This is a genomic window from Methylobacterium sp. E-066, from assembly GCF_022829635.1.
Classification (GTDB): Bacteria; Pseudomonadota; Alphaproteobacteria; order Rhizobiales; family Beijerinckiaceae; genus Methylobacterium.
In genome coordinates this window covers 1-25,288 of the sequence record NZ_JAKSYO010000017.1, presented here as the reverse complement: position 1 = coordinate 25,288, position 25,288 = coordinate 1, and the positions used below count along the sequence as shown (strand labels likewise).

Annotated in this window: 36 protein-coding genes; 18 read left to right on the top strand and 18 right to left on the bottom strand. The window is 64.1% G+C overall.

Annotated elements, in window-relative coordinates:
* The coding region (locus tag MKL20_RS00935) for a hypothetical protein (RefSeq protein ID WP_244035095.1) at window positions 1–422 on the bottom strand (422 nt) is incomplete at its 3' end.
* A gap of 112 nt (window positions 423–534) precedes the next feature.
* Between MKL20_RS00935 and MKL20_RS00930 the strand changes: the two genes are divergently transcribed.
* Window positions 535–789 (top strand): hypothetical protein, encoded by a 255-nt coding sequence (locus MKL20_RS00930; RefSeq protein WP_243966119.1) that lies wholly within the window; start codon window positions 535–537, stop codon window positions 787–789.
* A gap of 192 nt (window positions 790–981) precedes the next feature.
* Here MKL20_RS00930 and MKL20_RS00925 read toward each other — a convergent pair whose 3' ends face one another.
* From MKL20_RS00925 to MKL20_RS00900, 6 genes are all read right to left on the bottom strand, one after another.
* On the bottom strand, window positions 982–1,440 hold the full coding sequence (locus MKL20_RS00925; protein ID WP_244035094.1) for a nuclear transport factor 2 family protein: 459 nt from the start codon (window positions 1,438–1,440) through the stop codon (window positions 982–984).
* A 78-nt stretch (window positions 1,441–1,518) separates the two neighbouring features.
* On the bottom strand, window positions 1,519–2,496 hold the full coding sequence (locus tag MKL20_RS00920) for a zinc-binding alcohol dehydrogenase family protein (protein WP_243966117.1): 978 nt from the start codon (window positions 2,494–2,496) through the stop codon (window positions 1,519–1,521).
* Between the two features lie 36 nt (window positions 2,497–2,532).
* The gene (locus MKL20_RS00915; RefSeq protein ID WP_244035093.1) at window positions 2,533–3,054 is read right to left on the bottom strand and encodes a YybH family protein; all 522 of its coding nucleotides are present in this window, start codon (window positions 3,052–3,054) and stop codon (window positions 2,533–2,535) included.
* A 4-nt stretch (window positions 3,055–3,058) separates the two neighbouring features.
* On the bottom strand, window positions 3,059–3,463 hold the full coding sequence (locus tag MKL20_RS00910) for a DoxX family protein (RefSeq protein WP_243966115.1): 405 nt from the start codon (window positions 3,461–3,463) through the stop codon (window positions 3,059–3,061).
* 10 nt (window positions 3,464–3,473) lie between these two features.
* The gene (locus tag MKL20_RS00905) at window positions 3,474–3,872 is read right to left on the bottom strand and encodes a YybH family protein (RefSeq protein WP_243966114.1); all 399 of its coding nucleotides are present in this window, start codon (window positions 3,870–3,872) and stop codon (window positions 3,474–3,476) included.
* 62 nt (window positions 3,873–3,934) lie between these two features.
* Window positions 3,935–4,444 carry a YybH family protein gene (locus MKL20_RS00900; protein WP_243966112.1) on the bottom strand — a complete coding sequence of 170 codons (510 nt, stop codon included), beginning with the start codon at window positions 4,442–4,444 and terminating at the stop codon, window positions 3,935–3,937.
* 105 nt (window positions 4,445–4,549) lie between these two features.
* Here MKL20_RS00900 and MKL20_RS00895 point away from each other — a divergent pair, with 105 nt between their 5' ends.
* Window positions 4,550–5,461, top strand: a complete 912-nt coding sequence (locus MKL20_RS00895; protein WP_244035092.1) for a LysR family transcriptional regulator — start codon at window positions 4,550–4,552, stop codon at window positions 5,459–5,461.
* Window positions 5,462–5,618: 157 nt separating this feature from the next.
* Here the strand turns inward: MKL20_RS00895 and MKL20_RS00890 are convergent, their stop codons facing one another.
* The 6 genes from MKL20_RS00890 to MKL20_RS00865 all read right to left on the bottom strand — a co-directional run bounded on the left by MKL20_RS00890 (window position 5,619) and on the right by MKL20_RS00865 (window position 9,838).
* Window positions 5,619–6,023, bottom strand: coding sequence for a hypothetical protein (locus MKL20_RS00890; RefSeq protein WP_243966110.1), 405 nt, complete (start codon window positions 6,021–6,023; stop codon window positions 5,619–5,621).
* 82 nt (window positions 6,024–6,105) lie between these two features.
* Window positions 6,106–7,887: a hypothetical protein gene (locus tag MKL20_RS00885; RefSeq protein ID WP_243966109.1), complete on the bottom strand. Its 1,782-nt coding sequence runs from the start codon at window positions 7,885–7,887 to the stop codon at window positions 6,106–6,108.
* Window positions 7,888–7,953: 66 nt separating this feature from the next.
* Window positions 7,954–8,574 carry a hypothetical protein gene (locus MKL20_RS00880; RefSeq protein WP_243966108.1) on the bottom strand — a complete coding sequence of 207 codons (621 nt, stop codon included), beginning with the start codon at window positions 8,572–8,574 and terminating at the stop codon, window positions 7,954–7,956.
* 57 nt (window positions 8,575–8,631) lie between these two features.
* Window positions 8,632–9,231, bottom strand: coding sequence for a hypothetical protein (locus tag MKL20_RS00875; protein ID WP_243966107.1), 600 nt, complete (start codon window positions 9,229–9,231; stop codon window positions 8,632–8,634).
* A 78-nt stretch (window positions 9,232–9,309) separates the two neighbouring features.
* Window positions 9,310–9,528: a hypothetical protein gene (locus MKL20_RS00870; RefSeq protein WP_243966106.1), complete on the bottom strand. Its 219-nt coding sequence runs from the start codon at window positions 9,526–9,528 to the stop codon at window positions 9,310–9,312.
* A gap of 13 nt (window positions 9,529–9,541) precedes the next feature.
* Complete coding sequence (locus MKL20_RS00865; protein WP_243966105.1) at window positions 9,542–9,838, bottom strand: hypothetical protein; 297 nt, start codon at window positions 9,836–9,838, stop codon at window positions 9,542–9,544.
* Window positions 9,839–9,930: 92 nt separating this feature from the next.
* Here MKL20_RS00865 and MKL20_RS00860 point away from each other — a divergent pair, with 92 nt between their 5' ends.
* From MKL20_RS00860 to MKL20_RS00830, 7 genes are all read left to right on the top strand, one after another.
* Window positions 9,931–10,206: a multiprotein-bridging factor 1 family protein gene (locus MKL20_RS00860; RefSeq protein WP_243966103.1), complete on the top strand. Its 276-nt coding sequence runs from the start codon at window positions 9,931–9,933 to the stop codon at window positions 10,204–10,206.
* 10 nt (window positions 10,207–10,216) lie between these two features.
* On the top strand, window positions 10,217–10,894 hold the full coding sequence (locus MKL20_RS00855) for a hypothetical protein (protein WP_243966101.1): 678 nt from the start codon (window positions 10,217–10,219) through the stop codon (window positions 10,892–10,894).
* Between the two features lie 125 nt (window positions 10,895–11,019).
* Entirely contained in the window at window positions 11,020–11,967 is a 948-nt protein-coding gene (locus tag MKL20_RS00850; protein ID WP_243966100.1) for a hypothetical protein, read from the top strand.
* Window positions 11,964–12,401, top strand: coding sequence for a hypothetical protein (locus tag MKL20_RS00845; protein WP_243966098.1), 438 nt, complete (start codon window positions 11,964–11,966; stop codon window positions 12,399–12,401). Before MKL20_RS00850 ends, MKL20_RS00845 begins: the two co-directional genes overlap by 4 nt.
* Window positions 12,402–12,419: 18 nt before the next feature.
* Window positions 12,420–13,172 carry a hypothetical protein gene (locus MKL20_RS00840; protein ID WP_243966096.1) on the top strand — a complete coding sequence of 251 codons (753 nt, stop codon included), beginning with the start codon at window positions 12,420–12,422 and terminating at the stop codon, window positions 13,170–13,172.
* A 58-nt stretch (window positions 13,173–13,230) separates the two neighbouring features.
* Complete coding sequence (locus tag MKL20_RS00835) at window positions 13,231–13,680, top strand: hypothetical protein (RefSeq protein WP_243966094.1); 450 nt, start codon at window positions 13,231–13,233, stop codon at window positions 13,678–13,680.
* A 3-nt stretch (window positions 13,681–13,683) separates the two neighbouring features.
* The gene (locus MKL20_RS00830) at window positions 13,684–13,872 is read left to right on the top strand and encodes a hypothetical protein (protein ID WP_244035091.1); all 189 of its coding nucleotides are present in this window, start codon (window positions 13,684–13,686) and stop codon (window positions 13,870–13,872) included.
* Window positions 13,873–14,432: 560 nt separating this feature from the next.
* Here MKL20_RS00830 and MKL20_RS00825 read toward each other — a convergent pair.
* Window positions 14,433–14,633, bottom strand: a complete 201-nt coding sequence (locus tag MKL20_RS00825; protein WP_244035090.1) for a hypothetical protein — start codon at window positions 14,631–14,633, stop codon at window positions 14,433–14,435.
* A 486-nt stretch (window positions 14,634–15,119) separates the two neighbouring features.
* On the bottom strand, window positions 15,120–15,341 hold the full coding sequence (locus MKL20_RS00820; protein WP_243966090.1) for a hypothetical protein: 222 nt from the start codon (window positions 15,339–15,341) through the stop codon (window positions 15,120–15,122).
* A gap of 515 nt (window positions 15,342–15,856) precedes the next feature.
* On the opposite strand from MKL20_RS00820, the gene MKL20_RS00815 reads away from it, so the two are divergent.
* The 4 genes from MKL20_RS00815 (at window position 15,857) to MKL20_RS00800 (ending at window position 19,654) form a co-directional block, all read left to right on the top strand.
* The gene (locus tag MKL20_RS00815; RefSeq protein ID WP_244035089.1) at window positions 15,857–16,075 is read left to right on the top strand and encodes a hypothetical protein; all 219 of its coding nucleotides are present in this window, start codon (window positions 15,857–15,859) and stop codon (window positions 16,073–16,075) included.
* 585 nt (window positions 16,076–16,660) lie between these two features.
* Window positions 16,661–16,858 carry a hypothetical protein gene (locus tag MKL20_RS00810; protein ID WP_243966088.1) on the top strand — a complete coding sequence of 66 codons (198 nt, stop codon included), beginning with the start codon at window positions 16,661–16,663 and terminating at the stop codon, window positions 16,856–16,858.
* Between the two features lie 126 nt (window positions 16,859–16,984).
* On the top strand, window positions 16,985–17,428 hold the full coding sequence (locus MKL20_RS00805; RefSeq protein WP_243903213.1) for a DMT family transporter: 444 nt from the start codon (window positions 16,985–16,987) through the stop codon (window positions 17,426–17,428).
* 2,082 nt (window positions 17,429–19,510) lie between these two features.
* Window positions 19,511–19,654, top strand: coding sequence for a hypothetical protein (locus MKL20_RS00800; RefSeq protein WP_243966086.1), 144 nt, complete (start codon window positions 19,511–19,513; stop codon window positions 19,652–19,654).
* A 122-nt stretch (window positions 19,655–19,776) separates the two neighbouring features.
* Here the strand turns inward: MKL20_RS00800 and MKL20_RS00795 are convergent, their stop codons facing one another.
* Window positions 19,777–19,953, bottom strand: a complete 177-nt coding sequence (locus MKL20_RS00795) for a hypothetical protein (protein ID WP_243946712.1) — start codon at window positions 19,951–19,953, stop codon at window positions 19,777–19,779.
* Between the two features lie 203 nt (window positions 19,954–20,156).
* On the opposite strand from MKL20_RS00795, the gene MKL20_RS00790 reads away from it, so the two are divergent.
* A complete protein-coding gene (locus tag MKL20_RS00790; RefSeq protein ID WP_243966085.1) occupies window positions 20,157–20,405 on the top strand; it encodes a hypothetical protein in 249 nt (82 codons plus the stop codon).
* Between the two features lie 50 nt (window positions 20,406–20,455).
* Here the strand turns inward: MKL20_RS00790 and MKL20_RS00785 are convergent, their stop codons facing one another.
* A complete protein-coding gene (locus MKL20_RS00785) occupies window positions 20,456–21,697 on the bottom strand; it encodes an ABC transporter substrate-binding protein (RefSeq protein WP_243966083.1) in 1,242 nt (413 codons plus the stop codon).
* Between the two features lie 329 nt (window positions 21,698–22,026).
* Here MKL20_RS00785 and MKL20_RS00780 point away from each other — a divergent pair, with 329 nt between their 5' ends.
* Genes MKL20_RS00780 through MKL20_RS00765 form a run of 4 tightly spaced genes read left to right on the top strand, consistent with a single transcriptional unit; the run spans window position 22,027 to window position 24,333 of the window.
* On the top strand, window positions 22,027–22,305 hold the full coding sequence (locus tag MKL20_RS00780; RefSeq protein WP_243966081.1) for a hypothetical protein: 279 nt from the start codon (window positions 22,027–22,029) through the stop codon (window positions 22,303–22,305).
* Window positions 22,302–23,309: a tyrosine-type recombinase/integrase gene (locus MKL20_RS00775; protein ID WP_243966079.1), complete on the top strand. Its 1,008-nt coding sequence runs from the start codon at window positions 22,302–22,304 to the stop codon at window positions 23,307–23,309. The genes MKL20_RS00780 and MKL20_RS00775 overlap by 4 nt, the downstream gene beginning before the upstream one ends.
* Entirely contained in the window at window positions 23,306–23,941 is a 636-nt protein-coding gene (locus tag MKL20_RS00770) for a ParA family protein (protein WP_243966078.1), read from the top strand. The genes MKL20_RS00775 and MKL20_RS00770 overlap by 4 nt, the downstream gene beginning before the upstream one ends.
* Window positions 23,938–24,333, top strand: a complete 396-nt coding sequence (locus MKL20_RS00765) for a hypothetical protein (protein ID WP_243966077.1) — start codon at window positions 23,938–23,940, stop codon at window positions 24,331–24,333. Before MKL20_RS00770 ends, MKL20_RS00765 begins: the two co-directional genes overlap by 4 nt.
* A gap of 515 nt (window positions 24,334–24,848) precedes the next feature.
* Here the strand turns inward: MKL20_RS00765 and MKL20_RS00760 are convergent.
* A complete protein-coding gene (locus MKL20_RS00760) occupies window positions 24,849–25,166 on the bottom strand; it encodes a hypothetical protein (RefSeq protein ID WP_244035088.1) in 318 nt (105 codons plus the stop codon).
* Window positions 25,167–25,288: the final 122 nt, after the last annotated feature.

Genomic DNA, 25,288 nt, shown 5'->3' with positions numbered 1-25,288 from the left:
ACCGCGCCGAGCGGGTCGGCTTGCCGCCCGATGGCGAGCGCGCCTTCCAGAACGGAAAGGCCGTCCTGAAAGTCGAACGGACACGGTGCGGGTGAGAATAAATTGTCGCTGTTGAGGTACGCATCGATATAGCGCTCCCGCTGCCGCTCGACTCCGGCTGTGTCTGCACAGGCCAGCCGCGTCACGAATGGCATTAGGCGCTGACGCTGTGTATCCGTAGCATTGTCGTTGAGCTGCATCGCGAGCGCACAGATCGGGCGCGAGAAGCAGTCCGGCATCGCTTTGACCGAACCGACACGCTGATAGGGGAAGCCGCACGCCACGACTGCTGCTTCGTTAATGCAGGTACCGCCGTCAGGACCGGGAAACTTGTGTGAGCCTCGGAGAAGCTTCCAGTTCAGGATGTGATCGAAGTCGCTCATGGTGGCTAACTCCGTAGCCGCCCCCGCACGGAGCCTCCTCCCATGCGCTCATACCGTCAACCACGTCCGTTGTTCTGGCGCCGCCGACCCTGCCCGGGTATCAGCCCCGGCCATGGCTAAACGCGTGAAGTTGCTCCCGCAGGAGCGGGGCTCCGTTCTGTTCGACGTCGTCTTCGAGGACGGCAGCCGCGCCTCGAACCGACGCGTGCCGATGGAAATCCTGGGCGGCTTGGACGGTGATCAGCCGGCCCGCGACCTCATTGAGCAGCAGGAGGCCGAGATTGCCGAGAAGGCGGGTCGTCCGCCGCGAGAGATCCAGAGCCTGACGCGAGCAGCTAAGCCGGAGCCGAAGCCCGTCCGGGAGTAACAAGGCACCTGGAACGGTCTACACTGGGTGAGCGAGCGGCGTTCGTGAGGGGCACCTAGACAGATCGACAATCCGACCTAGCTCCGCGGCGTCGGCATTGCGCCGACCTCCAGACCGTCCAAGCGGTCCCGCAAGCCGACTGAGTGCTGCTCGGGCACAAATCCGTAGGCGCAGCCATGATGCTGGATTTGCTCAGATCGTCACCTCTGCGCCGTCCGGATCGGCCCTGAATGTCCAGGCGCCGCCGCTTCGGAAGGTGGAAGCGGTCCCGAACGTGTCCTCCATGAACTGCATCTGGGTAATCTTTCCGCCTACGACTCTGGCGAAGATCGCGACGGGCGAGATTAGCGTCCGGTTCATCACCCGCGAGCGAAAGGTGCAGCTTACGAACACGGCGACCCGCTCATCGGAACCTAAGGCCTCCTGCACGTCGAAGGCTAGGATCTCCCAATGCCGGTTGACGTTCACGAACGTCTCCACGATGGACTGCGCGCCAGTATGCGATCCGCACCAGGGCATGATCCGCTTCAGGTCGGGATTGTCGTAGTTCAACGACACGTAGGTGGCGTCGGGCGCCACCAACTCGGCGACGGTCGACGGATTGGCGGCGTCGCCCAGAAGGGCCAGGACTGTTTCGACCGGTGTGCGCATGTCGTGTCACCCCCTTCGATGGTGCAGTTCGCGCCCGGTGATCCGTGCGACTCTTCTGTGTGGGAGGGTCGCGCGCCGTCAGGGCAGCACGACGATCTTCCCGCCGGCTCGGTTCTCCTCCATGAAGCGATGCGCCTCGGCAATCTCGTCGAGCTTGAAGGTGCGGCCCACCTGCACGCGCAGGCTGCCTGTCGCGACCTGTTCGACGAGTTCCTGAAGCGGCGTGCGCATGAAGTCCGTAACGCCGCCGTCGTAGGTCGTGAGGCACACCCCGCTCGGGATCACGTCCATCGGACTGAAGTCCGGCAGAGACCACCGGTCGCCGACCATGCCCGTCATGCAAACGATGCCGCCCGGCTTGGCGCAGCGGAGCGAGTCCTCCAGCGTCGTCGCTCCGACCAGTTCAAGCACCTTGTCGACGCCCCCTGGGCAGATCTCCGATACCTGTGCGGCGATTGTGCCCGTGTCGATGAAGACCTGATCCGCGCCGTTGTCCCGGAGCATCTGCGCGCGGTCGGTGCGGCGCGAGGTGGTTGCGACGTGGACGCCGTGCGCTTTGGCGATGGCGGCCGCGGCAAGCCCGACCGAGGTGGTGCCGCCCCGGATCAGCAGGCGCTCACCCGCCTTGAGCCGTAGGGCCGTGAACAGCGAGCCCCAGGCGGTCTGCAGCATCTCGGGTAACGCACCCAGGACCTCCCACGGCAGGTCGGTGCGCAGGACCTGAACCTGACCGATCGGCACGCGGACATATTCGGCATAGCTGCCGTCGAACTTGCGACCCATGCCGCCCATCGCGGTTGCGACCGTGTCGCCCTCAGCGACCGTGCCGTCGGGCGCGGCCACGATGGTGCCGACCGCCTCGATGCCGAGCACGCGCGGGAACGCGACCCCCGGTGACTGACCGCGGCGGGTGAACAGCTCCGACCGGTTCAGGCCGAAGGCGCGCACCCGGATCAGCACCTCGCCCGCGCGGGGCTCGGGCATCGGGACCGCCTCGACCTTCAGCACGTCCGGACCGCCGGCCTCGCGGATCACCGCCGCCCTCATCGTCGTCATGGTCGTCCTCCTGAGCCGGGAACGTCGTGGATGCTCTCAGCCCTCACCCTGCACGGGGTTGGTGTTGAAGACGTACAGGGTGATCTTCCAGGCGCCGTCGATCCTGCGCAGCACGAACACCTCGCGGTTCAGATCGACGACCTGCTTGCCCCCCTCCAGGACCGTCGCGCCCTTGTGGTGGTAGGTCCGCACGACGGCCGTCTCGCCATGGACGTCGATGCCGGCGTAGCCGAACACGGTCGTGAACCGGGCGACCCGGAACAGGGCCGCGTAGGCATCCCGCTTCTCCTGGCGCGTTGCGAAGGTGGGCTTGTCGTTCCACTCCGCGACGCCGTCGGAGGCGAACAGGTCCAGGATGCCGTCAGTGTCGCCCGCGTTGAGGAGCGTCTCATAGCGGTGGACCACGTCGTAGGCCGCGCGCTGCCCGGCCGCGACCATCGGATCGGACGCGAACGCGAAGCTGCTGGTGGTCTGATCCGCTGCGTCGACCGGTACGAGGGCGGCCCCGACAAGCGCTGCACTAAGGAATAGATTGCGCAGGCAGGAGATGAGCGACATGCACTCACCCATCTGTTCGACTCACGGCGCGGCGCGCGTCGAGGCTGAGGCCGGTTGCACCGGCGCGGGCGAGTAGCAGGAAGCCGCCAGCCATAGTGAGGTTCTTCAGGAAGTTGATCAGCTGGTTCTGATCGGCGAAGGCGGTATGGAAGGTGGCTGCCGTCAGCAGGCACCACCCGGCCAGGCACACGCCGAGCGGCCGGGTCCAAAGGCCCAGCAGGAGTAACACCCCCGCGCAGATCTCGAAGGCGGCGGCTGGCCAGACCAGCATGGCGGGGACGCCGTAGGCGCTCATGTAGCCTTGCGTGGCCGCGATGGCGGTGAGCTTGCCGATGCCGGACAGCAGGAACAGGGCTGACATCAGTACGCGCGCCGACGCGTCGATCCATTTCGGCAAGAATAGGGTCATCGCGGGCGCCTCACGCCTGCGCCGGCAGCGTCGTGGAGAAGCTGTAGCGAGCGATCTTCCAGGCGCTGTCGACCTTCTTGAAGACGAACAGCTCCTGGTTGGCTTCCGGGATGTCGATGCCTGCGGCCAGGATGCGGATCGTGCCGGTCGAGGTGGAGCGCAGGAAGGCCCATTCTGGCGTTAGCACCCGGATCTCGCCGATCTCGAAAGCGATGGCGAGCTTGATTGCCCCAGCCATGCCCGCATAGGCCGCCTGAACCGCAGTCTTACCGACCTGGGGCGGGCTGTTCTGTGCCATCAGCACCCCGTCGTCGGTATAGAGTTCAGCCACGGCGTCAGCATCTGAGCGGTTGGCGGCCTCTCCGTACCGCTTAAGCACCTCGGCAATAGCCTGTTCATCCGCGTTCATGGGCTGATCCTTGCGAGGAAAAATAGAGTTGGCCACAGAATTTTTTTGGACTATCGAGCGAGTCACTGGCTCGGCGGGTTCGTAGGCGAGAAGCTGTAGCGGGCGATGCGCCAGCGACCGTCGTCGCCCTTCTGGAAAATGAAGAGTTCCTGGTTCGCCTCGGACGTCGTCTTGCCGCTGGAATGATGCAGCGTCTTCCCGGCGGAGTTGGTCCGCACGAACGCCCAGGTTGGGGCCATCTGGACCACCTCGGAAATATTGAATGTCACATCGAATTTCAGTTCTTTGAAGACGGCATCATACGCCCTGCGAACCGCGTCCTGACCGATGAAGGAGGACGTGTAGGGCGCCATGAAGATGCCGTCGGGCGTGTAGAGGGGTAGCACAGCGGCGCTCTGACCACCGTTCAAAGCTGCGTTATACGAGGACAGTGCGGCGCGGATCGCGACTTCGTCGCTCGTCTCGGAGGACGGGGCCGTCGATGAACCGGTGTGCGTTTGCGCTATGCTGGGCTGAGTGGGGATGAGAGCAAGGACAGCTAGGGCGCAGGCAGCGGTAAGACGAACCTTCATTCACGATACTCCGGCACCTGTTTACGGTGCCTCATCAGTATGCGATCTCTCATTGAGCCATAACCCATTCAATGCGGGATGGCCTATCCCATATATGGGACAATGATGCTCGATCTGAACGCTCTTTTCATCTTCGCCAAGGTCGTGGAGGCCAACAGCTTCGCGATGGCCGCGCGTCAGCTACGCATCCCGACCTCGACCGTCAGCCGCCGCGTCGCCGAGCTTGAGAGCCAACTCGGCGTACGTCTCTTGGAGCGCTCGACGCGTAGCTTGCGGTTGACCGATCTCGGCTCAGAAGTTTTGGAGCAGGCGCGGCGCAGCATCGAGATCAGTGACGGGGTGATGGGCCTCGTCTCGAACCGGATGACCGATGTCTCTGGCGTCCTGCGCATCGCGTCTCTGCCCAGCATCTCCGACACGCTCGTCGCGCCGCTCGTCGGCGCATTCCAGGCCGCCTATCCGAACGTGCTCGTGCAGGTTCTCGTAACCGAACGCTACGTGGATCAGGTTGCGGAGGGGATCGATGTCGCCTTTCAGTTCGGCCCCCAGCAGGACTCGGACCTCGTCGCACGCAAGATCCTCACATACCGCCACCGACTGGTGGCGAGCCCGGCCTATCTCACGGGGCACCCTGCGCCCCTAAGTCCACAGGATCTGTACGACCATCGGCTGCTGGCATTTTCCTTCGGAAAACCTGATAGGCGTTGGACCTTCACTCACCAGGACAGTGACCGCAAGGAGACCGTCACCTTCCAGCCGTCCTTCACGATGAACGACTATCTCGGTCTCGCCTCCGCCCTGCTGGCGGGCTCCGGGATCGGCGACCTTCCGCCCATCGTGCGGCCCGACCTGCTCGACGACGGGCGCCTCGTCGAGGCGATGCCCGGATGGCGTTTCCGTCCCTTCGACCTGACCCTGGTCCATCTGGGTCATCGATACGTGCCGCGGCCGGTGCGACTGTTCAAGGAGATGGCGGTAGAGCTGGCTTCCACCCTGTTCCCCGACCTCCCATCGTAATGAGATCGCGCGTCGCGAAGCGTATCCACGGCACAGCAAGTGAAATCTGGCTAGACGACGCCTTCATTGGACGTCCGACTATGCATTCTCATTTCTAGAAGCGGACCGGCAAAATTCCACCCATCGTGGACCCTGCTGGAGCCGTAACTTGTCGGCGTCAACGCACACCCGCGAGGTCGAGGAGCGATATGCCGGCAGCCGAGATGACGTTCCCACGCCCCCGCCAAGGTAAGACGATCGAGTTCGCTGCCGGTTCAGCTGCCACCTCCGGCAGCGCGGTCTCAGCCGTCTCAACTTCGCGGTCCTGATCGTTGCCACGCAGCCATGTGATCTGGCTGCCGGTGTGGTTCTCGGGCGCCGCCAGGGACGGCTCGGCGTCGGCGCCGTCCTCAATGTCGGTATCGCCGTCCATGCGGTCGAGGACGGCGATGATGCGGTCCGCCGCGTCGAGGGCGGTCTGCGCCGCCTCCTCCAGGCTGGCGCGAAGCCCGGCCCCGGCCAGCGGCTCCAAATCTGGAGCGGCCGGTTTCGGACGCGGAGTAAAGGTGAGCACGTCGCCCATGATGTCAGGTCTCGGATCGCGATGAGGGGGAGGCCCGGCAGGATCCGGCCAGGGCGGTACGCACGGCTACGGAAGGGGCCGGTCAGCCCCTCGCACGCTCGGCGGCGGCGTGGGCCAGCAGCTCGCGGGCGAAAGCCTCGATCGCCTCTGGGTCGCCGTTGTCGATGGTCTGCACGGCCAGCATCGACAGCCGGGTCTCGCGGTCGGAGGCGTTGTCGGGCAGCCGCCGGGCGGCCTCCTTATCGACCGCAGTCTCCACATCGGTCAGAGCGTCGCCCAACCACTGCATCAGCTTGCCGGCGGCGTTGTACTGGTCGCCCGGGTGCTTGCTCTCGTCCCATCCGCGGGTGTGGCACCGGCTCGTCCAAACCAAGGCGTAGGCGAAACTGCTGACGCGGTCTGAGAGATCGTGCAGCGACTGCAGGTCCTCCAGCGAGGCGGACGCGAGGTCGAGCATGCCGACGAGATCGAGTTCGGGGCGTTGGTTGACCCGCTTCGGCAGATCTCCCTGCGCTAGGGCCGCCATGTGGATGTCGATCGCAAGCCGCCCATCCGTGCTGTAGTCTTCGCGTTTCTGCCCGAGCCGCCATTCGTTGACGTAGTGTAGCCACGCCAGGGCGATCGCCTTTGGCAGGATGTTGTTGACGGTCACAGGCAAAGCATCGGCAGCGTGGAGCAGAGCGAACCGGCGCTCCTGCATCGCCTCATAGGCTGCGGTCTGCTCGTCGGTGCCATCATCGCCTGTGTGCGCCGCCCAAGCTGGCCACAGTGCTAGGATCTTGGCGGACAACCCATCGATCGCCGGTCCAGCCGTCGTTCCGCCTTCGCGCGGCGGCACATAGTTGAGTTCGTCGAGATGCAGTTCCCGGCGTAGGGCGACCTGCTCCGCCTCACTCTTCTCGGGACCGCCCCGGCGCTTGAATTCCGCGACGGCGATGCCGTGGAGGCGGTCGAGTTCGAGGCCGATGGCATCGGGGATCCGGGCGAAGCTGAACGGCTTGATGGCGGGCGAGGCCATGAACCCGGGCGGTGGGTTTTGCCAGTCCACGGCCCCAACGACCGGCGCCATTTCACCCTGCACATCGCGCCAGAGCGAATGCGACAGGATCTGATCCGGATCCGGCTCTTCCGGCAACGCGGACAGCAGCACCTTGGGCTGGTACGCTGCGAGCGCCAAGAGCTTCACTCGGAACCCAGCGACGGTACGGGCCGGCAAGCGGGCAATCTGTTCAGCGAGCCCAGTAGCAACCGTGCCGGCGGTCTCGGCGGCGTCCTCAAGTTCGGGCGTGACAAGTTCATCGAGAAGACGAGCCTGCTCAGATCGCCATGCATCCCACGCGGTCACGATCTCCTCGGCGCGGACCTGCGCCTCGGAATGAGGCACGATGTCAAACCGACGGCCGGGGTGGTCGATGTGGGAGCGCTCGCCCTGGCAGATCGGACGCAGCACCTCGTGCGTCATCGGCATGATGCGCCGCAGCCGGGCAACATCCGAACCGCGGATCTTCCGCCCCTCCAGCGCCTCGGGCATCATCCAGTACTGATGGACGTTTAGGCGTTCGTCGGAGGCGCGGTAGGTCAGGCAGGCCGGGCGCTCCGGCATATGCCGGTCCGCTTCCCGCTGAGCCGCATTGCAGGCTTCGCAGGCCGCGGTCTCGCGGGCTCGGGCAGCCTCGAATTGCTGACCCAGGTGTAGCAGCTCGGTATCGTCGCCAACCTCGGTCTGGGCAGGAGGAGCCTCAGATGCGGGCCGCGAGGCGGTGCCGAGATGGTTGAGACTGGCCTTCAGATCTACGGCGCGCTGCTTGAGCGTCGGGCGATCAGCGTCACGGCGGAACGGGTTGGACAGCTTGAGAGAGGGCACGAGCGGCCTCCAGGGATTATGGGATGGAAGGAGGCGCGGCAGACGATGCGCCGCGCGGTGGCGGCGTCAGGCGTCGTCGAAGTCGTATTCGGCCTTGGCCTCGGCGATAGCCCAGGCCGGCAGTGAGCCCTCGGCGTCGTAGAGGGCGGTGTCGCGCTCCTTCACGTCCGGCTCGTCGCCGAAGCCACTGAACCGGGGCGGCAGTTCGGTGCCGGTCATCGCCAGAACGGACCGGATCAGGCTCACGGCGGCTACGTCGTGCCTCTCCTCGCTATGCGACACTTCCCATAGGATCGTCGCTGCCAAGGCCACCACGCCGAGGCCATCGAGCGTGCGCGGGGGCGGCAAGGTCGCGACCTCTTCAGCCAGCGCCCAGCACCTGCGCTCGACCAAGGTGCAGGCCACGTCCTCGATGGAGTTGATCTGCGCCTCACCGTCGATCGGGCGGCAGGCCCGGTCCTCGGCGTAAGCCGCGAGCAGCCGATCGCGGTGATCGGCGTACTCGGTGGGCTCATGGGTGCGGGCGGCGGCCATCGCCGGCAGCGGCACGGCAGCGGCTACGGATCCGGCCACGATGGTCCGGCGGGTCTGGCCGGCAAGAGAAACCCGCAGATCGTCAGCGCGACCGCGTAGGCGGGTAGCAGGATCGCGGCGGATCAGGTTCTTGAGGGAGGCACGGAAGGACATCGCGGGATCCTCGGATGAGGAACGCGGGCGACCGGCCCGCTCGGTTGCGGGTCGGGTTCAGAGCAGGGAGGCGAAGCCGGTCAGGACGATCCCGCCGCCGATGATGGCGACGGCGGCCAGCAGCTCGCCAGCGATGTCGAGGAAGCGCGGGGCCCGAACATGGGCGGTGTCGGGCCGAACGGGCATCACGACCCGCCAGGGCTCATCCTCGCCAGGCAGCGCCTCGTCGTGCAGGGCGAAGAACTGGTCCTCGGGCCAGTGGTGTTCCGAGGCGGGACCGTGGGCTAACTGGCGCACGACACCGGCCGCGGCATGCCCGAGCGGCACGGCATTCGGGATCACGGCCGGCGGCAGCGGCGTGCCAAGAAACAGGGTCAGGTCGGCAGCGCGGGCCTCAGCGAGGCCATAGGCGGGCTGGTGGCCGTCCTGGAAATCGGCCTCCTCGGTCAGCCACCAGCGGAGGTGCGCCAAGAAGGCAAGGGCCCCGAACCGGGTCGAGCAGGCGGTCGAAACCAGCGCCTCGCTGGCGGCGTCGTACTCGTCATTGGCGATGACGCTCGGGCGGCCCTCAGGCGCCACCTGGTATGCGTCGTAGGCGGCGCGGTGGCGCTCGATGACGGCATGGATCGGATCGGGGGTGAGGAAGGCGTGCAGCATCGTTCGGGCTCCGCAATGGGCTCGTGGGACAGGCTCAGGGGTGAGGATCGGAAGGGGGGTGCGCCGAGGCGGCGCGCGTTAGTCGGGCGGCTCGTCGGGCTCAGGCACAGCGACGAAGGTCTGCCATTCCTCGGGGGTGATCCCCGACTTGATGAACTCGCGCTGGGGCGGCGGGAGGTGGCGGAACACGTCCTGCAGGAAGGCGCCGGTCTCGTATTCAGCCAGCTGCTCGACCGTGACGGGCAGGTCGAGGGTGGCGACCTTGCCGGTGAGCATCGAGGTGCGGGTGATCAGCATGGCGCCCCTCCCCTCAGTGCGCGGCCATGTGGCGGGCCATCTTGGCGGCGCGCCACGCGGCGGTGAGGCAGACGGACATCGCCTCGCCCCAGGTGCAGCCGAACCGCTCCTGATGGGCACGGGCGGCGGAAGCAGCGGCCGACATGATGGCGCCGCGGTCGAACTGGCCGGCGGCGAACAGCGGCCGGCGGGTCAGACGCACCGTCAGGTCGATGCGGGCCTTGGCCGAGAGCAGGCCGGGGGCGATAGCCGGCCGGCTGTCGTGAAGGCTGCGGGAGAGGGTGTTCCAGGAGACGGTGCGGTAGGGCATCAAGGCGTCTTGTCATATGATTTCGTTGAAAATCAGATTGTAGATATGACGGTCGCCTGTCAACGCCTTTGTAGCACGATTGACGAAAAAATATGACGCGCTATTCTGCGTCCATGCTTACCCCTGCCTTGTCTCGCGCCGCGCGCGCCCTGCTGGACTGGTCGCAAGAGCAGTTGGCCGAAGCATCACACCTCGGGCTGTCGACGGTCCGGGATTTCGAGAGGGGGCGGCGCGTACCCAGCCACAACAACCTGGCGGGCATCGAGCGAGCCCTGCAGGATGCTGGGATTGAGTTCACACCGGAGAACGGCGGTGGCGCAGGCGTCCGTTTCAAGCACCGGGCCGATGGAACACGAGACGAGCACTAAGGACCGGTAGATGCCTCGCCGTCGCGCTACATGTCACCACGAAGCCGGCCACGCTTTCGTGCGCTGGTTTTTCGGTTTCAGGACCGACCGCGCCGTGGTCCAGACAGGTGAGGAAATCCGCGCCGGCAAGCGTCTGAGGGGGCGAGATGGTGGCCTGTTCACGTGCCACGGCATGGTCAGCGGGGAGCCAATCCACGAATGGCCGTTCCGCCCTTGGCCGCTAGCGGGCAGCCCTGAACAACAGGCGGCAGGATTGCGGTGGTGGACTTATCGGCGCGATGTTGAGCTGATCCACTGCTACGCCGGCTTTCACGCCGAGGCGCACTACCAGCGCGTAGATCCAACCGCGGCCATGTTGGGCGGCGGCGGCGCCGACATGGAGCGGTTCAGCGCGATCATGGAGGGATGGTCGTTGGACAAGGCCGCCCGAAGCGAGCTTGAAGCGAAGGTCGATGCTTGGACGCGAGGGCTCGTCCGCTCGCCCTTGGGATCCGCTGCGATCCAGGCTGTCGCCAGCGCCCTCATGGCCCGTGGTCGGCTCTCAGGGGCACAGATCGCCATTCTCTGCCGGCAGACCTATGGCGGGCGAGAATGCGCATTTGAGGCGTGGGCGACCTGCTGGCCGCCGACCATGGCTCAGATCCGTGCCGGCTATATCCCCGAACGGTCCGCGATGGCCGCAGCCTGATACCTCAGTCTGTCCAATTCGGGCTTGGACCGATCGCCATTGCCGACCGAACTGCGGGCACTCCTCCTCTTGCGGCTCCCGCTCCATCGGCCCATCGTGAAGGCCTGACCGAACAGGATCTTAGCTTGACTGCTTTAGAAGCTCGGCAGGACCCGGCGCCCCCTACCCCCTACGAGCGCCAGATCCTCGTCAACGTTGGCAACCGCTACGTGGTGTTCGGATCTCAGATCCGGATACACGGAAAGGCTTTGCTCGGCCCAAGCGACGTCAAAACTCGCTTCGCAGAGCGCGTCGGGGATGAGACCGACTTCCCCCCTGACCGCCTAATTGGCAGCATTCAGATCAAGGATGCTGACGTGCTAAATGCACCCGCGACGGGGGTGCCATGGGCTGACCTGCAGATCACCTTTGCCAATGGGGCGGCCCTCACGGTCGACGTCAAGGTAGGCGTCCGAGATTTCAAAACGGAAGAGCTGGAAAGGCATTGGGCCGAACTCAGGGAGCTATCGCGAAAGCCAGGGCCGCGGCACGAGGTCTGGAACTTCAACGTTGAGCGCCTGAAGCTGACGATCCTCGGCTGGGAAGGTGGCATCCCGCACTCCAGCGACCTCGACCCACTCTACGTTTGGGAATTCAACGATGACGGTAGCGTCTTCGACCGGGCGTACGTTGATGAGCGCTTGGACGATTGGCAGCACCGGATTGAGGCTATCTACACCGAAGCCGCAGCCTGGGCCGCACGCGATGGCCTGACCGCAGATCGCTCTCGCACGATCCTCATGTCCGAGGAGTTGATGCAGAAGTTTGCCGTCCCGGACCGCGAGCTGCCTATTCTCGATCTCAACCGCGGCGAAACACCGGTCATGAGCATCGTGCCGGCTGGACTATGGGTCATTGGCTCGAACGGCCGCATCGATGTCATCACACAAGATAAAGGCGCGATCCTCTTCGATGCCTCCTCCGCTATGGAGCCGGCTCGCTGGATATTCCTTGTTCGAGGTGAGAGGCGTGAGCCGCAGCCTTGGAATGAGGCTGCCTTCCATGGCCTAGTCGGCGCGACCGTCCCGGCGTGAGCAAGCTCACCGAGACGAAGCAGGCCTATGACCGTGTCCAGGGTTTGCTCAGGAAGCAGCTTCTGACCCAAGGAAGCGATGCTCGACAGATCCGAGCCGCGCAGGAGGCTGTCGATACGGCCTTCTACCTATTGGGCTGGGGGCAATTCGAATACCTTACTCGTCGGGAGGCTGAAAGGCGCGTCGATGAACAAGCTAAGGCAAAAACTATTCACGGCGCTGCCTGGCGATATGTGAAGCAGAACATCAAATCGTTTTCTTTAAGAAAGAAGTTAGAGGTGATATTCCACGCCGACCAAGCTACCCTGGCGTCCCTCGAAGAAGATTACGAACGTCGTAACGAGACTGCACACGACTATAAAAAGCTGCCGAAAGAGGCGCGAGACATTTCAGCTTGGCTCAAAGAGCTTGAGCAACTTGTTGACCGCTATTGATGTGTACGGTCGCACTTGATGGCTGACATCGACATTCCGGCACTGAAGGAGATCCTTTGGCACAAGATGCATGGGGATCTGAAATCGCTGGTGCCGTGGTTCACAAGTCACGAGCAGATCTTGTGCCCGGTGTGCTTTCGCCCGCTCCGCTATGACGATTTTTCACTTGAGCATATCATTCCAAGGCAGGCCGTCGCCGACGATCCCGAAGAGGTCCGTGCAGCCATTCCGCGGAACGAGCGAAGCGGTATGACATTGCTGTGCCGCAAGCCTCTGCTCATCAATCAGAAAATAATGTACAATAACGGGTGCAACAGTTGGAAAGGCAAGTATTTTGATCCATTATTGAAGGATGTATTCAAGCCTGGGTTATGGACCAGACCGTTTACGTCGCAGCACCACGTTGCCCTGTTCTGTGCCGGATATCTCGGGCTAGTCAGAAAATTCGGCTATCAAATTGCATTAATGCCAAGTGGCCTCCTAATGAGAAACCAATTTTTTAATCCCCAAAAATTCGTGAAAGAGTTTCCGATTAGCAGCCAAGTGGTTTTTACGGGAGACGCCACCGTGGAATACAGTGAGGATACTCGGGATTTCTGGAGTGACCCCTTCAGGTTCAGCGTCGGAGAAGGCGTTGCCGTGACGATTTTGCGAAACCTCGTTCTTCCTATCCCAATTTCGCGGGACCCAACCTCTCCGCTGGCCCGCGTGCTTCCCTACGCACCCTCCAGGTTCAAACTGCGGCCTGATCTACGCACGGCGTTCGATTAAGCAGGCGGCTCCCCTACCCTCTCTATGTCGCGGGAGATCCTACGAGGGGAGCCTGATCGTGCCGAAGCCGCCTCGCCCTCTGCCGGATCGATCCGAGATCACTGAGGACACACCGCTGCATCTGAGCACGGCGGCTCGGCTGGCCTTCCCAGACGGCGTGATGTCGGGCTTGGCCCTGCGGAACGCGGCCGCCCGCGGCGACCTCGAATATGAGCGGCTGGGCAGCCGCATCGTCACAACCCTGCGCTTCATCAGGGAATGGCGTGAGCGGAACCGCCAGCCAGTGCGCTCAACTGCGACTAAGCCGATCAGCGACGAACGACAGGCGGCAGCTGTGGCGAACGCCTATCGTGTCCTCGCGGACCTGCGCGCCAAGCCAAAGAAAGGCCTGCCCAGCGATGCGCATCAGGCTGCGTCGGCCGCCCTTGAGGCTAGGCTCCGCGCCTTGTCGAAGCCGAAATCTGACATGGACAGTACGAGCAGCCGAACTCGCCGAGTAAAGGGATAAGCGATGCCCCGCACTCCCGACCGGGTGACCCAGGCTGACATCGCGCGGGCAATCCGGGCCATGCGTGCCGCCGGGTACCCGGATGTACGTGTCGTATTCCGAGCGGGCTCGATCATCGTCGAAGCCGCCCCGGAGGAAGCGGGGGTGGATGCCGGCCGGCCAAAAAAACAGGAACGGCTCATCCTGCTGTGAGCCTGATCCGCTACGGCACACGAAGCTCGCGCTGGAAGGGAGCATGACGAAGCGACCGAGACAGCCAAAGGAGCCCGTAACACTGGAACCGCGCTGCCTGACGATAGCGGACGCGGCGGCCTATTGCGGGCTGACCCCAGGCGGCTTTCGGCAGTGGGTCAGCATCGGCATGATGCCGCCCGCGCTCCCAGGCACGCTTCGGTGGGATCGGAAGGCCATCGACTTCGCCTTGGATCGGCTGAGCGGACTGCCGACCGGCGCATCTGCCGAGTCCGAGGAGAGTGACATAGATCGGTGGCTCCGCGAGCACGATGCGGGGGAAGCGAAGGCGCGGGCCCCCGCCGCCAACCTTCGTGGGCCACCCTGGCGGCGCGTGCCGAAGTAGCTTCCGCCCGGCCTGCCCACGCGCCTGTCGCTCCTCGACCAGCCCAAGCTCCCGAAGCACCGGCATGTCGCTTGGATGCGCCCCGTGCCGCATGCTCAGCGGGTACAAGGCGCAGGCGCGAAGGGCTTCGAGCTGAAGACGGCGGAGAGAGGGTCGGATCTCGGACGTCATGAGCCTACGCAAACGCCATGATCATCCGCTGCCGGGCCTCAGCCAGACGCTCATCATCCTCGACCATCGGCATGTCGGCAACCACCGCCTCGACGATCTGACGGGTGGTCGCCTCATCCAGCCCGAGCCCGCGGGCGAACCCGTCCAGGCGCGCCATCGCGCGATGAACCGCGCCCTTGTCGGGGGTGTCCGATGGCTCGCTCATCCTTGGACCGGGAAGCCCATGATGACGGCGGTCATAACCATCGTGCGCCTCACGCCAGGCGTGGTGCCCTCCTCGGCCAGCAGCTTCATGGCCTGCGGATGCATGGCGATCGCCTTGGGTCTGAACCCAATCGGTACGTTTGTGACCCGTTGCTGGGTGTTCGCGGTTGAAGCAGCGGCTTGCGCGGATCGACCCAGGCCCAGTTAGCTTCCTCGATCCGGCCACCCTCATTAACCACACTCGAGTGATTGGGTTCGACCCTAGAACGATGACGAGTGTCGGTCCGTCCAATCTCGGCCTGGACCGACCGGCACTGCCGACTGACATTCCCGATCCGGGATCGTCTCAAGCGTAGCCGTTCTGTCTCCGATAACCGTCCTTGACCACTGTGCACCTCGGGCCGTGTTGCGTACTTGGCCGCTTCGCCGTGAGGAACGGCACCGAGCCCCGCCAGCCCTGAAGTTATGGGCGGCGGGGCAGCTTCCGCTATCCCGCCCGCCTGGCACTCCAGCTGCCGCTACACTCGATCAGCCCGCCGGACGTGCCCCAGGTGCCGCTGCCGCTGCCCTCCGTGTTGAGGCTCCCGGCAATCGGCACCCTGTTCGTTCCTTTGGTAATCGTCGCTTTCACTGCGCCCGCAGCGGAAACGCCACCGGCGATGTTGATTTCATCACCCGGGATCGAAGCGTCGCTGCCCTTGATCTGCACATGATAGCTCGTGCTGGCTGGACAGGCCCCCTGGGCGGTCGCAGCAACAATTGTCCACGAGCCATCGTACTGGTTCGGTATCCGCACCTTCCTCATAGCGGCATCAGCTGGACAGAGGAGGACTGATGGTAGGGCAGCCGCGAGGATCGCCACGGGAATACGGATCATAGATAGCCCCAACGTTCGCTGAACCATGGGCCGCTATGGTTGGCCGCACTCCTCAAGATACGAACGTAAAACCTAAATGGTTTCAGATTTAATCGAAACCGAACCGCTAAATTGCCAAGCTTGTAAATGAGCTTGACTGTTTCCTAATTAAAGCTCCTGGCAGAGGATGCGCTGTATCTGATTGTACAGTGAAATTTTATCGTTCCATCGGTTCAATTGCTGAAACTCCCCTGCGATCACGATCGTAGGGAACCGCTGACGCCGTGTTTCGGCGTCGTGCCGGGGCGTGCGGTTCCTCAGCCTTCCTGGCTATGAGCCGACGTGCCCGCCGAACTCAGGAGAACATGATGACGAAGACCACCTTCGCTCTCGCTGCGGCAACCCTGCTCGGCAGCTTCACTCTTAGTGTCGGCGGCGTGTCGGCGGCTCCAGTTCCGGTAAGCGGTCTTCAGGCCAGCCAGTCGGATGTCACGCAGGTCCGAATGATGCACGGCGACCGTATGATGATGAAGAAGCGGATGATGCGCCGCCGCATGATGCGCAAGCGGATGATGCATCGCATGTGAGGCGATCACTGTCAGCATCGGGAGGGCTCCGGTGGAGCCCTCTCACCCTCTGTCGTTCCGCCCGATTACGAGGCTGACGCCTTGTCCCGCGCCTACAGGCTCGCGGTGATGCCCTGCCCTGTGTACCAGGGATGATACCGTTGGGTCGTGTCATCCTCTGACGGTCTCTTCTCCGAGCAATCAGCGTATCCCTACGCGACCAAGACGGCTGCCCTGAACGTGAGTCGGATCCGGATGGCAGATCTGAAGGTCGATCGATTTAATGGGAGACCGCCGATCTCCACTCCTGAACCCTATTTTCTGGCTCATCCCAGAAAACGGTGGCGGCGCCGGGATCCGGTTCCGGGAGCGGAAGGTGTAGGCATTGGAGCGAGCAGGCCGTACCACCGAGCACCTGAAGGCGAAGGGCTATCTGAAGTGAGACTGGGGACGCTCGCGACGGCGCTAGGCGTCTTCGTCGTGGCGTCAGTTTCAGCTAGGCTGCTGAACGAAGCCGGCGTGGAGAACGCCCCAGTCCTTGTCCTGCTAGCTGGGTTCATCGCTGGTGGCACAGTCGCGATCCTAAGCTGAGGAGCCCGGCACAGCATGAGCGATCCCGAGACCGACGATCTCTTCCGTGAACGCCTGCTGCGGGAGGTGATCGAGGAGGATCGTGATCGGGTTATGCGGGCTCAAGGGAAGCAGCTCGACGCGATCGGCCGCAAGTACGACGTGTTCAGAACCGGGGTGCCGCTGGACGGCTTCGACGGGTTCAAAGATGACAACATCGGGGACGAGGGCTGACCCCATCCCCACCTCGTGGAAGAGACGCTGAAAGTGCAGGCGCAGGACGACATGCCGCCGGCGATCGCGCGAAGAGCCCTATCCGGCCGCCCTACCTATAAGATCTCACCGATCGGGATCTCAGCTATGTGGTACCTCTACGGCTTCGTGCTGCTCGCCGGGATCGCCAATGCGGTACAGCCTGGACAGAACAGCACGCTGGCCAAAGGCCTTTCTCAGCCGCTCACAGCCGGTCTCGTCGTCGGGGTCGGAGCGGCGTTGAGCGTCCTCATCATCGGATTGATGACCCGGCGTCTGGCATGGCCGACCTACGTCGAGTTGGCGCAGATGCCGTGGTGGGCGTGGTTTGGAGGGCTGCTGGGTGGCGGCGTCGTCATCACGCAGCTCCTGATCGCCCGCCAAATCGGTGCCGGTGCATTCCTCTCGCTCCTCGTCACCGCTGGCGTCGTCACCTCCATCTTACTCGATCACTTCGGTTGGGTCGGCTTCGAGGTGCATCCAGCAACCCTGTGGCGGCTCGTCGGCAGCGTGCTCATGATCGCTGGCGTTGCCCTAATAGCCGTGTTCTGACCCCATCCTCCGCCTCGTGGAAGAGGCACTGATGGTGGGCTAGTCGGGGTAAGCTACAGATCCGCCGCGAGGGCATCGCGAGCCATCCGGCCGACCACAGCCTCACGCTTTGCCTGACGGAGAACGATGCGAGCAGCAGCACGAGCGTTGGCCGCTCGCTGCTGTGACTGTGGACCGCCGTCGCGAACAGCGCGCCGTGCCAAAGCACGGAACCATCGGACGTTGGCGAGGGCGACCGTGCGGCGATGCAGAGCGCCTCCTACGTTGACCGAGGCGGTGGTGATGAGAGCAGACATCCATCAGATCCGCGGCGGACGTCCTACGCTTTCCGCCTAACGCACGCTTCGGAGTACGCTGTGGCCCAAAGCACGACAGTGAGGCATCGCACATTCGGATGAGCGCCCTCCTTCAAACGATCCCGCCGGCGTCATCTTCATCGAGGAGAACGATGAGAGACCGAAGGTGCAGCTATCGACGTAACGCGGCCGTCCTCGACACCGCCATCCTGCCAGTTATCCTCCCGCCATGCGCACAGCCCTCGCCGCCCTCGCCTTCGTTGTCGCTGCCGGTGGGACGCAGGCAGCCGAGCCGATGCCGGTGCCGAAGTTCAAACCCAACACCCTCTACCCCGATGCTCGGGCTTCGCTTCTTCAGCTCGGCTGGAGGCCTGCCCCTGTGCCACCGTCAAGCCGAGTGTGCGAGCGTCGCGAGGATACCTGCGAAGCCTACCCGGAGGCTGAGACCTGTGCGCCGTTCGGAGCCGCGGCGTGCTCGATGCTCTGGAAGCGTGGCGAGCAGCTCATCAGCGTCATGACAATCGGCGACACCGACATCCTAGTTCGGTCCGCGTCTTGTCGGTCAGGCTGTTAGCTAGCCGCGGAGAGCGTCGCGATTGAACGACCTGCAGCTGCGGAAGAGGCGGCGCACCCCACCAGGAGCGCGCCGCAAGTTGGCTCGCGGTCTCATCGACGAGCCGACGCCCATGGCAAAGCCCAGGCCACGAAAAAAGCCCGCGCCGGCGAACCGGGCGGGCTTCCAGTCTTGGACAAAGGTGTCACCGCGGAGTCCGAGGCTGGCGTGCGCTTAGCATATGACAGATCATGACAGGGGTGTTGCTGCCCGCCGGTGATCGAACTAGCGCCGGGCCCCTCGCCGCTGCACCCAGGTCATCGACGGCCGCCGCATGCGATGGCGCCGCATCCGCACGTTGGTGAGCATATCGGAAGGCGAAGAGACACCGGCTACGGGGCCAGCCGGCACGGCGGCGGCCGGAAGGCTCAAGCCAACCAGGCTGGCACCGGCAAGCGCGGCCAAGATGAAGATACGCATGGGGATCCTCCGTGCCTCAGCGCAGGAGGACCGCGTCGGCTATAGGGAAGCGCTGAGGTCCGGTTCCGGTTCAGTAGCCGCACCCACCCACGACATCGTCCGCCGTGGTTTCACACTGCGTCCCTTGCCAAACCTCCAGGACAGACGGCAAGGCGATGCAGCAACCATCGATGTAACTAAAATAAGTTTGCGCGACGCTTGATTGCCCGAGTGATTAAGGTTGCGCTAATCATACGTCGCCAAATGGTACCCCAACGCCTATCGACCTGGATCGCTATTATACTGGATTGAGTTGTTAGATGTATGCTGGTGAATACAACCTGCACTTATCGTAATATATCCAGGCCGTGTGCTGATATGCAGGATCGCCGCGCGAAGCTTCGTGTCGAAGCTACCATCGAAGGCCATGTTGCCTTCCCAGGGGTCGATGCAGGAGTCCGCTGTATCGTGACGAACCACTCACCCGTGGGTGCTTGCCTCGCTTTTCCCCCCGGCCTCACAGTGCCGCGCTACTTCGAACTCGCGATCGGCCAGGAGCCGATGTCGTCAACCGTTCGCATAGTCTGGCGACGAGAGGACTTGGTGGGTGTTGCGTACGCAGCACCCCGATCGGGCATACCCGACGTCATCCTAGGCTGATTTGGCGAACGCACGCAGCCAAGAAGTTTCACAGTCTCGCCGTCTTCGGGGCGCTTCCTGAGAGCAATGGCGGTGATGGATCGCCAAGTTCACTCCGTCTTGGAGTGCCCCGCGTTGCGCAACACCCTCCTAGCCCTTCTGGCCATCGTCGTCGTCATGGCCGCTCACGGCGTGGCTAAGCTAGTGCTGCTGCCGTTCCGGGCACTACGCAGCCTGTTCCGGCACAATGCCAAGCCCGCGCGGGTCACGGCGCGCTAACCAGAACCCGGCACCTTACGCGGACGCCGATGAGATAAACGACCTCCCCCGCCAGCTCGTGGTCAGATCAGGCGGCGGGGACGAGATGAGAGTGGGAAATCTCAAGCGTCAAAATCGCGGTCTCAGTGCTCCGTCCCCGGCATGTTCGGACGTGGCGCGCCGCCGTGGTCCTTGATGAGGTTGGAGCGTTCCGGGTCGCCTTTCAAATTGGCGACCTGCTTCCGCGCGCCTAAGGCAAGAAAGCCGACACCACCGATCGTGCCGAGCGCCAAAAATAAAAGGGAAATGCCGCTGCCCATGGGACGTACCTTTCGTCGGAAGAACCGCCAAATAAAGTGCGACAGGGAGCATGATGCTGAATAGCAAACCGCGGCTTCGACTGTAGGTTGCGGGCTGTATCAAATACGGGGTGCGGCGTCTTCCCTTAAACTCTTCGGGTCGGATCGTCCTAGAGTCACGCCACGTTGATCCAAGCCGCTGCTGCCGCGGTGCGGAGTGTGTTGTGTACAATCCCATCCTGTCGTCGATCCTGCTCGCATTCGAGTCCCAACGCGTAATCGAGCTACGCATGGTACGTCTGGCCTGGGGCGGCCACGAGGGCCGAGCCGAGGCGCAATCGATGGTCATCGAGAAGATGCAAGCTGCCACTGAGGCGATGACGACGCTGATGCTCGGCGGTTCGCCTGAGACGGTTATCGCCCGCTACCGTGAGCATGTGGCCTTCAACATCAAGCGGCTGACAGCTGCCTGATCCGAGCACCGGCCGGGCGGCCATATCATCACGGCTCGCCCGGCCTCGCTTCAGCGAATGGCGGCAGTCTTCACCAGGGGGCACTCGCTCTCGGTGAGCGGCGGATAGGCGTCATTCGGCTTGATCGTACTTAGCACCTTGTACACGTCCCACGGCCCCTTCGACTCTGCCGGGCTCTTCACCTCGACGAGGTAGAAGTCGTGCACGAGGCGACTGTCGGCGCGCAACGTTGCGCCTCGGGCGTAGAAGTCGTCCACCGGGTTGGCCCGCATCCAGGCTAGCACTGTGTCCGTGTCATCCGTGCCTGTCGCCGCCACGCCCTTCAGGTAGTGGCTCACCGCGGAGTACATTGAGGCTTGGGCCTCGCTCGGCATAGCGCCGTGCAGCTTATAGAACCGCTGCGCGAAGGCGCGCGTCTCGTCGTTCAGGTCCCAGTACCAGGCGGTAACCGCGCGCAGGCCCGCGGCGATGCTCAATCCCATGCTGTGCGTGTCGGTCAGGAATAGCAGCCCGGCCACCGGCTTCTGCGGACCGCCAGTCATACCGAACTCGGTCCACTGTTTCATCTCGGTCACCAGTTGCGACCCGGTGCTGGCGAACCCGATGGTGTCAGCGCCCGATGCCTGGGCCTGCAACAGATAGGAGGTGTAGTCTGTCTCTGCCGAAGGATGGAATACCTCGCCCAGAGACTTGCCACCGGCAGCCGTGAGGAGCGTCTGAGAGACGGACACCATGTTGCGGCCGAAGGCGTAATCCGCGCCGATGAAGAACCAGGTCTTCTGACCCTTCGGGACGAGGTCGCGGATCGGGCCGGCGACGAGGTTGTAGGCGTCATGCAGCCACGACAGCCCGGTGGGGACGCACTGCCTGCCGGTCACCTCGGTGGTGGCGACGGCCGAGTATACCGCGATCCGGTTCTTCTCTCGGATGATTGACTGGATCGCGAGCGCCACGGCCGAGTTACCGACATCGGCGATTAGGTCGACACCGTCGACATCGATCCATTTTCGAACAATGGTTGCGCCGACATCCGGCTTGTTCTGGTGGTCGGCCGCAACGACGTCGACCTTAATGCCGGGTGCCTTCCGGTTGAAGTCTTCGACCGCCATCTGGGTGGCGATCACGGAGCCCTTACCGGTTGGATCAGACAGGAACCCCGTCTGATCGTTGACAACGCCAATTCGAACCACCCCGCCCGAGATCTCGGCGCTGACCGCTGCGGTGGCTCCAGCGGCGATGATCAGCAAACCGCCGAGCAGCGCCCGCACACGAGTCTCGAGCTTGCCCGGCATGCTTGTGCTCTCCGCAATGAAGTCCAGGATGGATCTGCGTCTGGCCCGCCCCCTTCATCCAAGATTGGGTTCGGGAGACCGGGTAGTGCGCCGTTGCAAGTGACGAGCCGGATTGATCATGCGAACGGCCGAGGCCGGCCAGCGCATGCCGACTTCGCATACCTCCCGTCTGCAACCCGTGCAGGGTGCGTTCGAGATACTCGGACCGAGGCCGCGAGCGTCTGCGTCGACGTGACCACGTTACAACGTGGTAGCGCGATCCCGTTGCCAGTTCCTGCGTGGTGGTCTAAGGTCCGATAAGAAGAGATTATCGGACACTAGAAGACAGCATGCCAGCGACGCCGCCTCGCCTCCCCTTCTCCCACGCCGGGCAGGACTTCGTCGTCAAGGCGCGGCCAGTCGCGGACGGCGTCGAGGTCCGTGGCTTTTGGCAGGCGCGCTCGAGGGGACGGACTCGGTTCTCCGTCGTCGTGCCGGCTGACGCCATACAGAAGGCGCAGAGGCCTGACTGGGCTGATCCCGTGCAGGCCGCACTGAAGCTCGTGCGGAACCAGATCATCTCGGCAATCAACGAGGGCGAGCCGCTGGCTGAGGAAGCCCAGCCTTGAGCACCGAAGTCGCCCTCCCCTCGCCGACCGGCCTGCAGGCATTTGCCGACCGGGCACGCGAGTACGCGGATCAGTCACGCGCAGCGAACACACGCCGAGCCTATGCCTCGGACGTGCGGGCGTTCGCACACTGGTGTGAGGCACGAGGCGAGGCCTCGTTGCCGGCGAGCCCAGCCGCCATACTAGCCTACCTTATCGACCACGTGACCACGTTGAAAGTTGTCACGTTACAACGTCGTCTTGCTGCGATCCGCGAGCAGCACGCGGCGGCGGGGTTCGCGTTGGACTCTTCGTCCGCAGCGTTCCGCGACACGTGGCGGGGCATCAAGAGGGCACACGGTCAGCCTGCAATGAAAAAGCGCCCCCTGATGACGGTGGACCTTCGTCGCGCCGTGGCCATCCTGCCGGACACGCTCGCCGGCAAGCGCGATCGGGCGCTGATCCTGGTTGGCTTTGCCGCAGCGCTACGGCGCTCCGAGCTTGCCGGGCTTGAGGTCGCCTGTAGGGACGGTGCGGCCTGGGTCGAGGAGCGACCCGACGGCCTCGTGGTCCACCTCGCCCGCAGCAAGACGGATCAGCAGGCCGAGGGCGTCGAGATCGGCGTGCCCTATGGGTCGAACATGGAGACGTGCCCGGTGCGCAGCTATCGTGCGTGGATACAGGCAGCTCGCCTGAAGGAAGGCCCGGCGTTCCGGCCTATCGACCGGCACGGGCGGCTCGGCACCGATGCAGTGACGGATCGGGCCGTGGCCCGGATCGTCCAGCGCACGGTTGAAGCAGCTGCGCTGGCAGAGGGGCATGCGCCGGAGGAGGCGCGCCGGCTCGCATCAGCCTATGCCGGACACTCGCTCCGGTCCGGGCTCGCTACGTCGGCTGCGGCTAACGACGCGCCCGGCCACGCGATCCAGCGCCAGCTCCGCCACAAGCGCTTCGACACGACGAGCGGCTACATCCGGTCTGGCCAGATCTTCAAACAGAACCCGGCCGGGATGGCGGGGCTATGATGTACGTCTTGGCTCTCACCACACAGAAGGGCGGATCAGGCAAAAGCACGCTCGCAGCCTCGCTCGCCGTTGCGGCGATGCAGGACGGGGAGACGGTCGCGGCGCTCGATACAGATCCGCAGGCGTCACTCGTAGGCTGGGGGCGGCGGCGCGAAACGAATGGCCTGGACGTGCAGCGAGTCGAGCCGTCAGCGTTCGCCGGCACGCTTGGGCGGCTCCAGGGCGCAGGCGCAGTCTCGCTCGTCATCGTGGACACACCCGGCCGGTTCGGGCCTGACGTCGCCCTGGTACTGCGCGAGGCCAGCCTGTGCCTTCTACCGGTGAAACCGTCCATCCTCGATGTCGAGGCGGCCCGGCCGACGGTCGAGCAGTTGCGGCTCCTCAAGCGGCAGTTCGCCTTCGTGCTCAACCAGTGCAATCCCACGACGCAGGCCCGCACACTCGACGCGGCGACGGCCTTGGTGAGCACTGGAGCGCTCGCGCCCTCGATGGTGGCGACGCGGTCAGATTTTCTGGACTCAATGACGACAGGGCTCGGCGTCACTGAACTGGCGCCGAAGGGCAAGGCAGCAGTCGAGATCCGGCTGCTCTGGCAGTGGATCAAGGCGCAGCTCGCAGGGGCGAAGGCATGAGCAAGAAACCGCGGCCATCCATCAACGATCAGCTCGCCCGGATCGCTTCTCAAACCTCACCCGACGTTGCCACGTCACCACGTGACCCTGTGACGGATGTGTCACGTGATAACGTGACAACGTTGCAGCGTGACGATGTGGCAACAGCTACACGTGACAACGTGATTCCACAGTCGGCAGCAAGCGAGCCGATGGGCCCTGAGGGATACAAGCGCCGGGTCCGATACGAGAAGCCCCACGCCTCGATCTACGCGCACCCAAAGGTGTTCAAAGCGCTCCGTGAAATCGCGGCCGCTACGGACTGCAAGCCCCATGATCTCTACGTCGAGGGGCTGCGGCTCGTGCTGCGCCAGCATGGCCGCGACTTCGATGCTCTGAACCGGGGAGAGTGACCACGTGGTCACGTGACAGCGTTGTCACGTCAATCAGATAGAGAGGTAGTTTGGCTTCTGAGCTTAATCCTCGGGCGTGACGCAGGTGCCTAAGAAGGCCTTCCGAGCGGGGCCCTTCAGCTTCTGATCTGCGGCCTGTCGGCGGCAGCGTGCCAGCACCTCCGGATCGACGTTGTCAGCGGCCTCTTCACCTGGGGATGATGCGCCAGAGGCATTCCCTTCATCAGGCTCCAGCCGACCCTGTGCGGTTCCCATGGCAGGAAGGCAGGTGAGGGCGGTCAGGGCGGCTATGAGCGCGAGTGTGGATCGCATGAGTGTCCGCCTTGCCTGGCACGTCGGACGGGCACCGTGGATGCGGTCTAAGGCGAAGGTACGACCCGCCGATTTCACCCGAATCATGGACCAGTCTGGGCACCGGGATCCCAGGACGGTCGTCGGCTACATCCAGCGGGCGAACGCCTTCAAGGGGCATTCGGGGAGTGGGTTCCTGTAGGGAGGCTACTGATGCGCAGCGATCAGATCAGCGCCGCCGGCATCATCGCGGAGAACGTCGTTTTAGCGCTGGAGCGGCTGGATAGCGACAGCCTCGCGACGCTGACCCGGGGCGCGGCGATCGCTGGTCTCATGCGAGCGTTGGTGGCGAGGTATCGATTGCAGGCGGCTGTCAGCACGCCGTTGAACCGCGTTGGCATCTCCGCCACCAACTCTCGCATGAGACGAGCGATCGCCGCGCCCCGGATCAGCGTCGCGAGGCTGTGGGTATCCAGCCGCTCCAGCGCTAAAACGACGTTCTCCGCGATTATGCCGGCGGCGTTGAGCTGATCGCTGCGCATCAGTAGCCTCCCTACAGGAACCCACTTCCCGAATGCACCTTGAAGGCGTTGGCCCGCTGGATGTTGCCGACGACGGTCCTGGGATCCCGGTGCCCGGACTGGTCCATGATGCGGGGGAAAGT

Bases quoted from the DNA above. Each gene is read 5' to 3' on its own strand.
- MKL20_RS00875 (WP_243966107.1), bottom strand. From the start codon at position 9,231: ATGCTGCACGCCTTCCTCACCCCCGATCCGATCCATGCCGTCATCGAG.
- MKL20_RS00795 (WP_243946712.1), bottom strand. From the start codon at position 19,953: ATGGGCAGCGGCATTTCCCTTTTATTTTTGGCGCTCGGCACGATCGGT.
- MKL20_RS00870 (WP_243966106.1), bottom strand. From the start codon at position 9,528: ATGCTGATCACCCGCACCTCGATGCTCACCGGCAAGGTCGCCACCCTC.
- MKL20_RS00905 (WP_243966114.1), bottom strand. From the start codon at position 3,872: ATGAACGCGGATGAACAGGCTATTGCCGAGGTGCTTAAGCGGTACGGA.
- MKL20_RS00825 (WP_244035090.1), bottom strand. From the start codon at position 14,633: ATGAGCGAGCCATCGGACACCCCCGACAAGGGCGCGGTTCATCGCGCG.
- MKL20_RS00890 (WP_243966110.1), bottom strand. From the start codon at position 6,023: ATGGGCGACGTGCTCACCTTTACTCCGCGTCCGAAACCGGCCGCTCCA.
- MKL20_RS00880 (WP_243966108.1), bottom strand. From the start codon at position 8,574: ATGTCCTTCCGTGCCTCCCTCAAGAACCTGATCCGCCGCGATCCTGCT.
- MKL20_RS00810 (WP_243966088.1), top strand. From the start codon at position 16,661: ATGAGCGATCCCGAGACCGACGATCTCTTCCGTGAACGCCTGCTGCGG.
- MKL20_RS00900 (WP_243966112.1), bottom strand. From the start codon at position 4,444: ATGAAGGTTCGTCTTACCGCTGCCTGCGCCCTAGCTGTCCTTGCTCTC.
- MKL20_RS00910 (WP_243966115.1), bottom strand. From the start codon at position 3,463: ATGACCCTATTCTTGCCGAAATGGATCGACGCGTCGGCGCGCGTACTG.
- MKL20_RS00855 (WP_243966101.1), top strand. From the start codon at position 10,217: ATGCCTCGCCGTCGCGCTACATGTCACCACGAAGCCGGCCACGCTTTC.
- MKL20_RS00930 (WP_243966119.1), top strand. From the start codon at position 535: ATGGCTAAACGCGTGAAGTTGCTCCCGCAGGAGCGGGGCTCCGTTCTG.
- MKL20_RS00840 (WP_243966096.1), top strand. From the start codon at position 12,420: ATGGCTGACATCGACATTCCGGCACTGAAGGAGATCCTTTGGCACAAG.
- MKL20_RS00865 (WP_243966105.1), bottom strand. From the start codon at position 9,838: ATGCCCTACCGCACCGTCTCCTGGAACACCCTCTCCCGCAGCCTTCAC.
- MKL20_RS00785 (WP_243966083.1), bottom strand. From the start codon at position 21,697: ATGCCGGGCAAGCTCGAGACTCGTGTGCGGGCGCTGCTCGGCGGTTTG.
- MKL20_RS00780 (WP_243966081.1), top strand. From the start codon at position 22,027: ATGCCAGCGACGCCGCCTCGCCTCCCCTTCTCCCACGCCGGGCAGGAC.
- MKL20_RS00760 (WP_244035088.1), bottom strand. From the start codon at position 25,166: ATGCGCAGCGATCAGCTCAACGCCGCCGGCATAATCGCGGAGAACGTC.
- MKL20_RS00805 (WP_243903213.1), top strand. From the start codon at position 16,985: ATGTGGTACCTCTACGGCTTCGTGCTGCTCGCCGGGATCGCCAATGCG.
- MKL20_RS00815 (WP_244035089.1), top strand. From the start codon at position 15,857: ATGACGAAGACCACCTTCGCTCTCGCTGCGGCAACCCTGCTCGGCAGC.
- MKL20_RS00920 (WP_243966117.1), bottom strand. From the start codon at position 2,496: ATGACGACGATGAGGGCGGCGGTGATCCGCGAGGCCGGCGGTCCGGAC.
- MKL20_RS00925 (WP_244035094.1), bottom strand. From the start codon at position 1,440: ATGCGCACACCGGTCGAAACAGTCCTGGCCCTTCTGGGCGACGCCGCC.
- MKL20_RS00830 (WP_244035091.1), top strand. From the start codon at position 13,684: ATGCCCCGCACTCCCGACCGGGTGACCCAGGCTGACATCGCGCGGGCA.
- MKL20_RS00770 (WP_243966078.1), top strand. From the start codon at position 23,306: ATGATGTACGTCTTGGCTCTCACCACACAGAAGGGCGGATCAGGCAAA.
- MKL20_RS00765 (WP_243966077.1), top strand. From the start codon at position 23,938: ATGAGCAAGAAACCGCGGCCATCCATCAACGATCAGCTCGCCCGGATC.
- MKL20_RS00895 (WP_244035092.1), top strand. From the start codon at position 4,550: ATGCTCGATCTGAACGCTCTTTTCATCTTCGCCAAGGTCGTGGAGGCC.
- MKL20_RS00915 (WP_244035093.1), bottom strand. From the start codon at position 3,054: ATGTCGCTCATCTCCTGCCTGCGCAATCTATTCCTTAGTGCAGCGCTT.
- MKL20_RS00860 (WP_243966103.1), top strand. From the start codon at position 9,931: ATGACGCGCTATTCTGCGTCCATGCTTACCCCTGCCTTGTCTCGCGCC.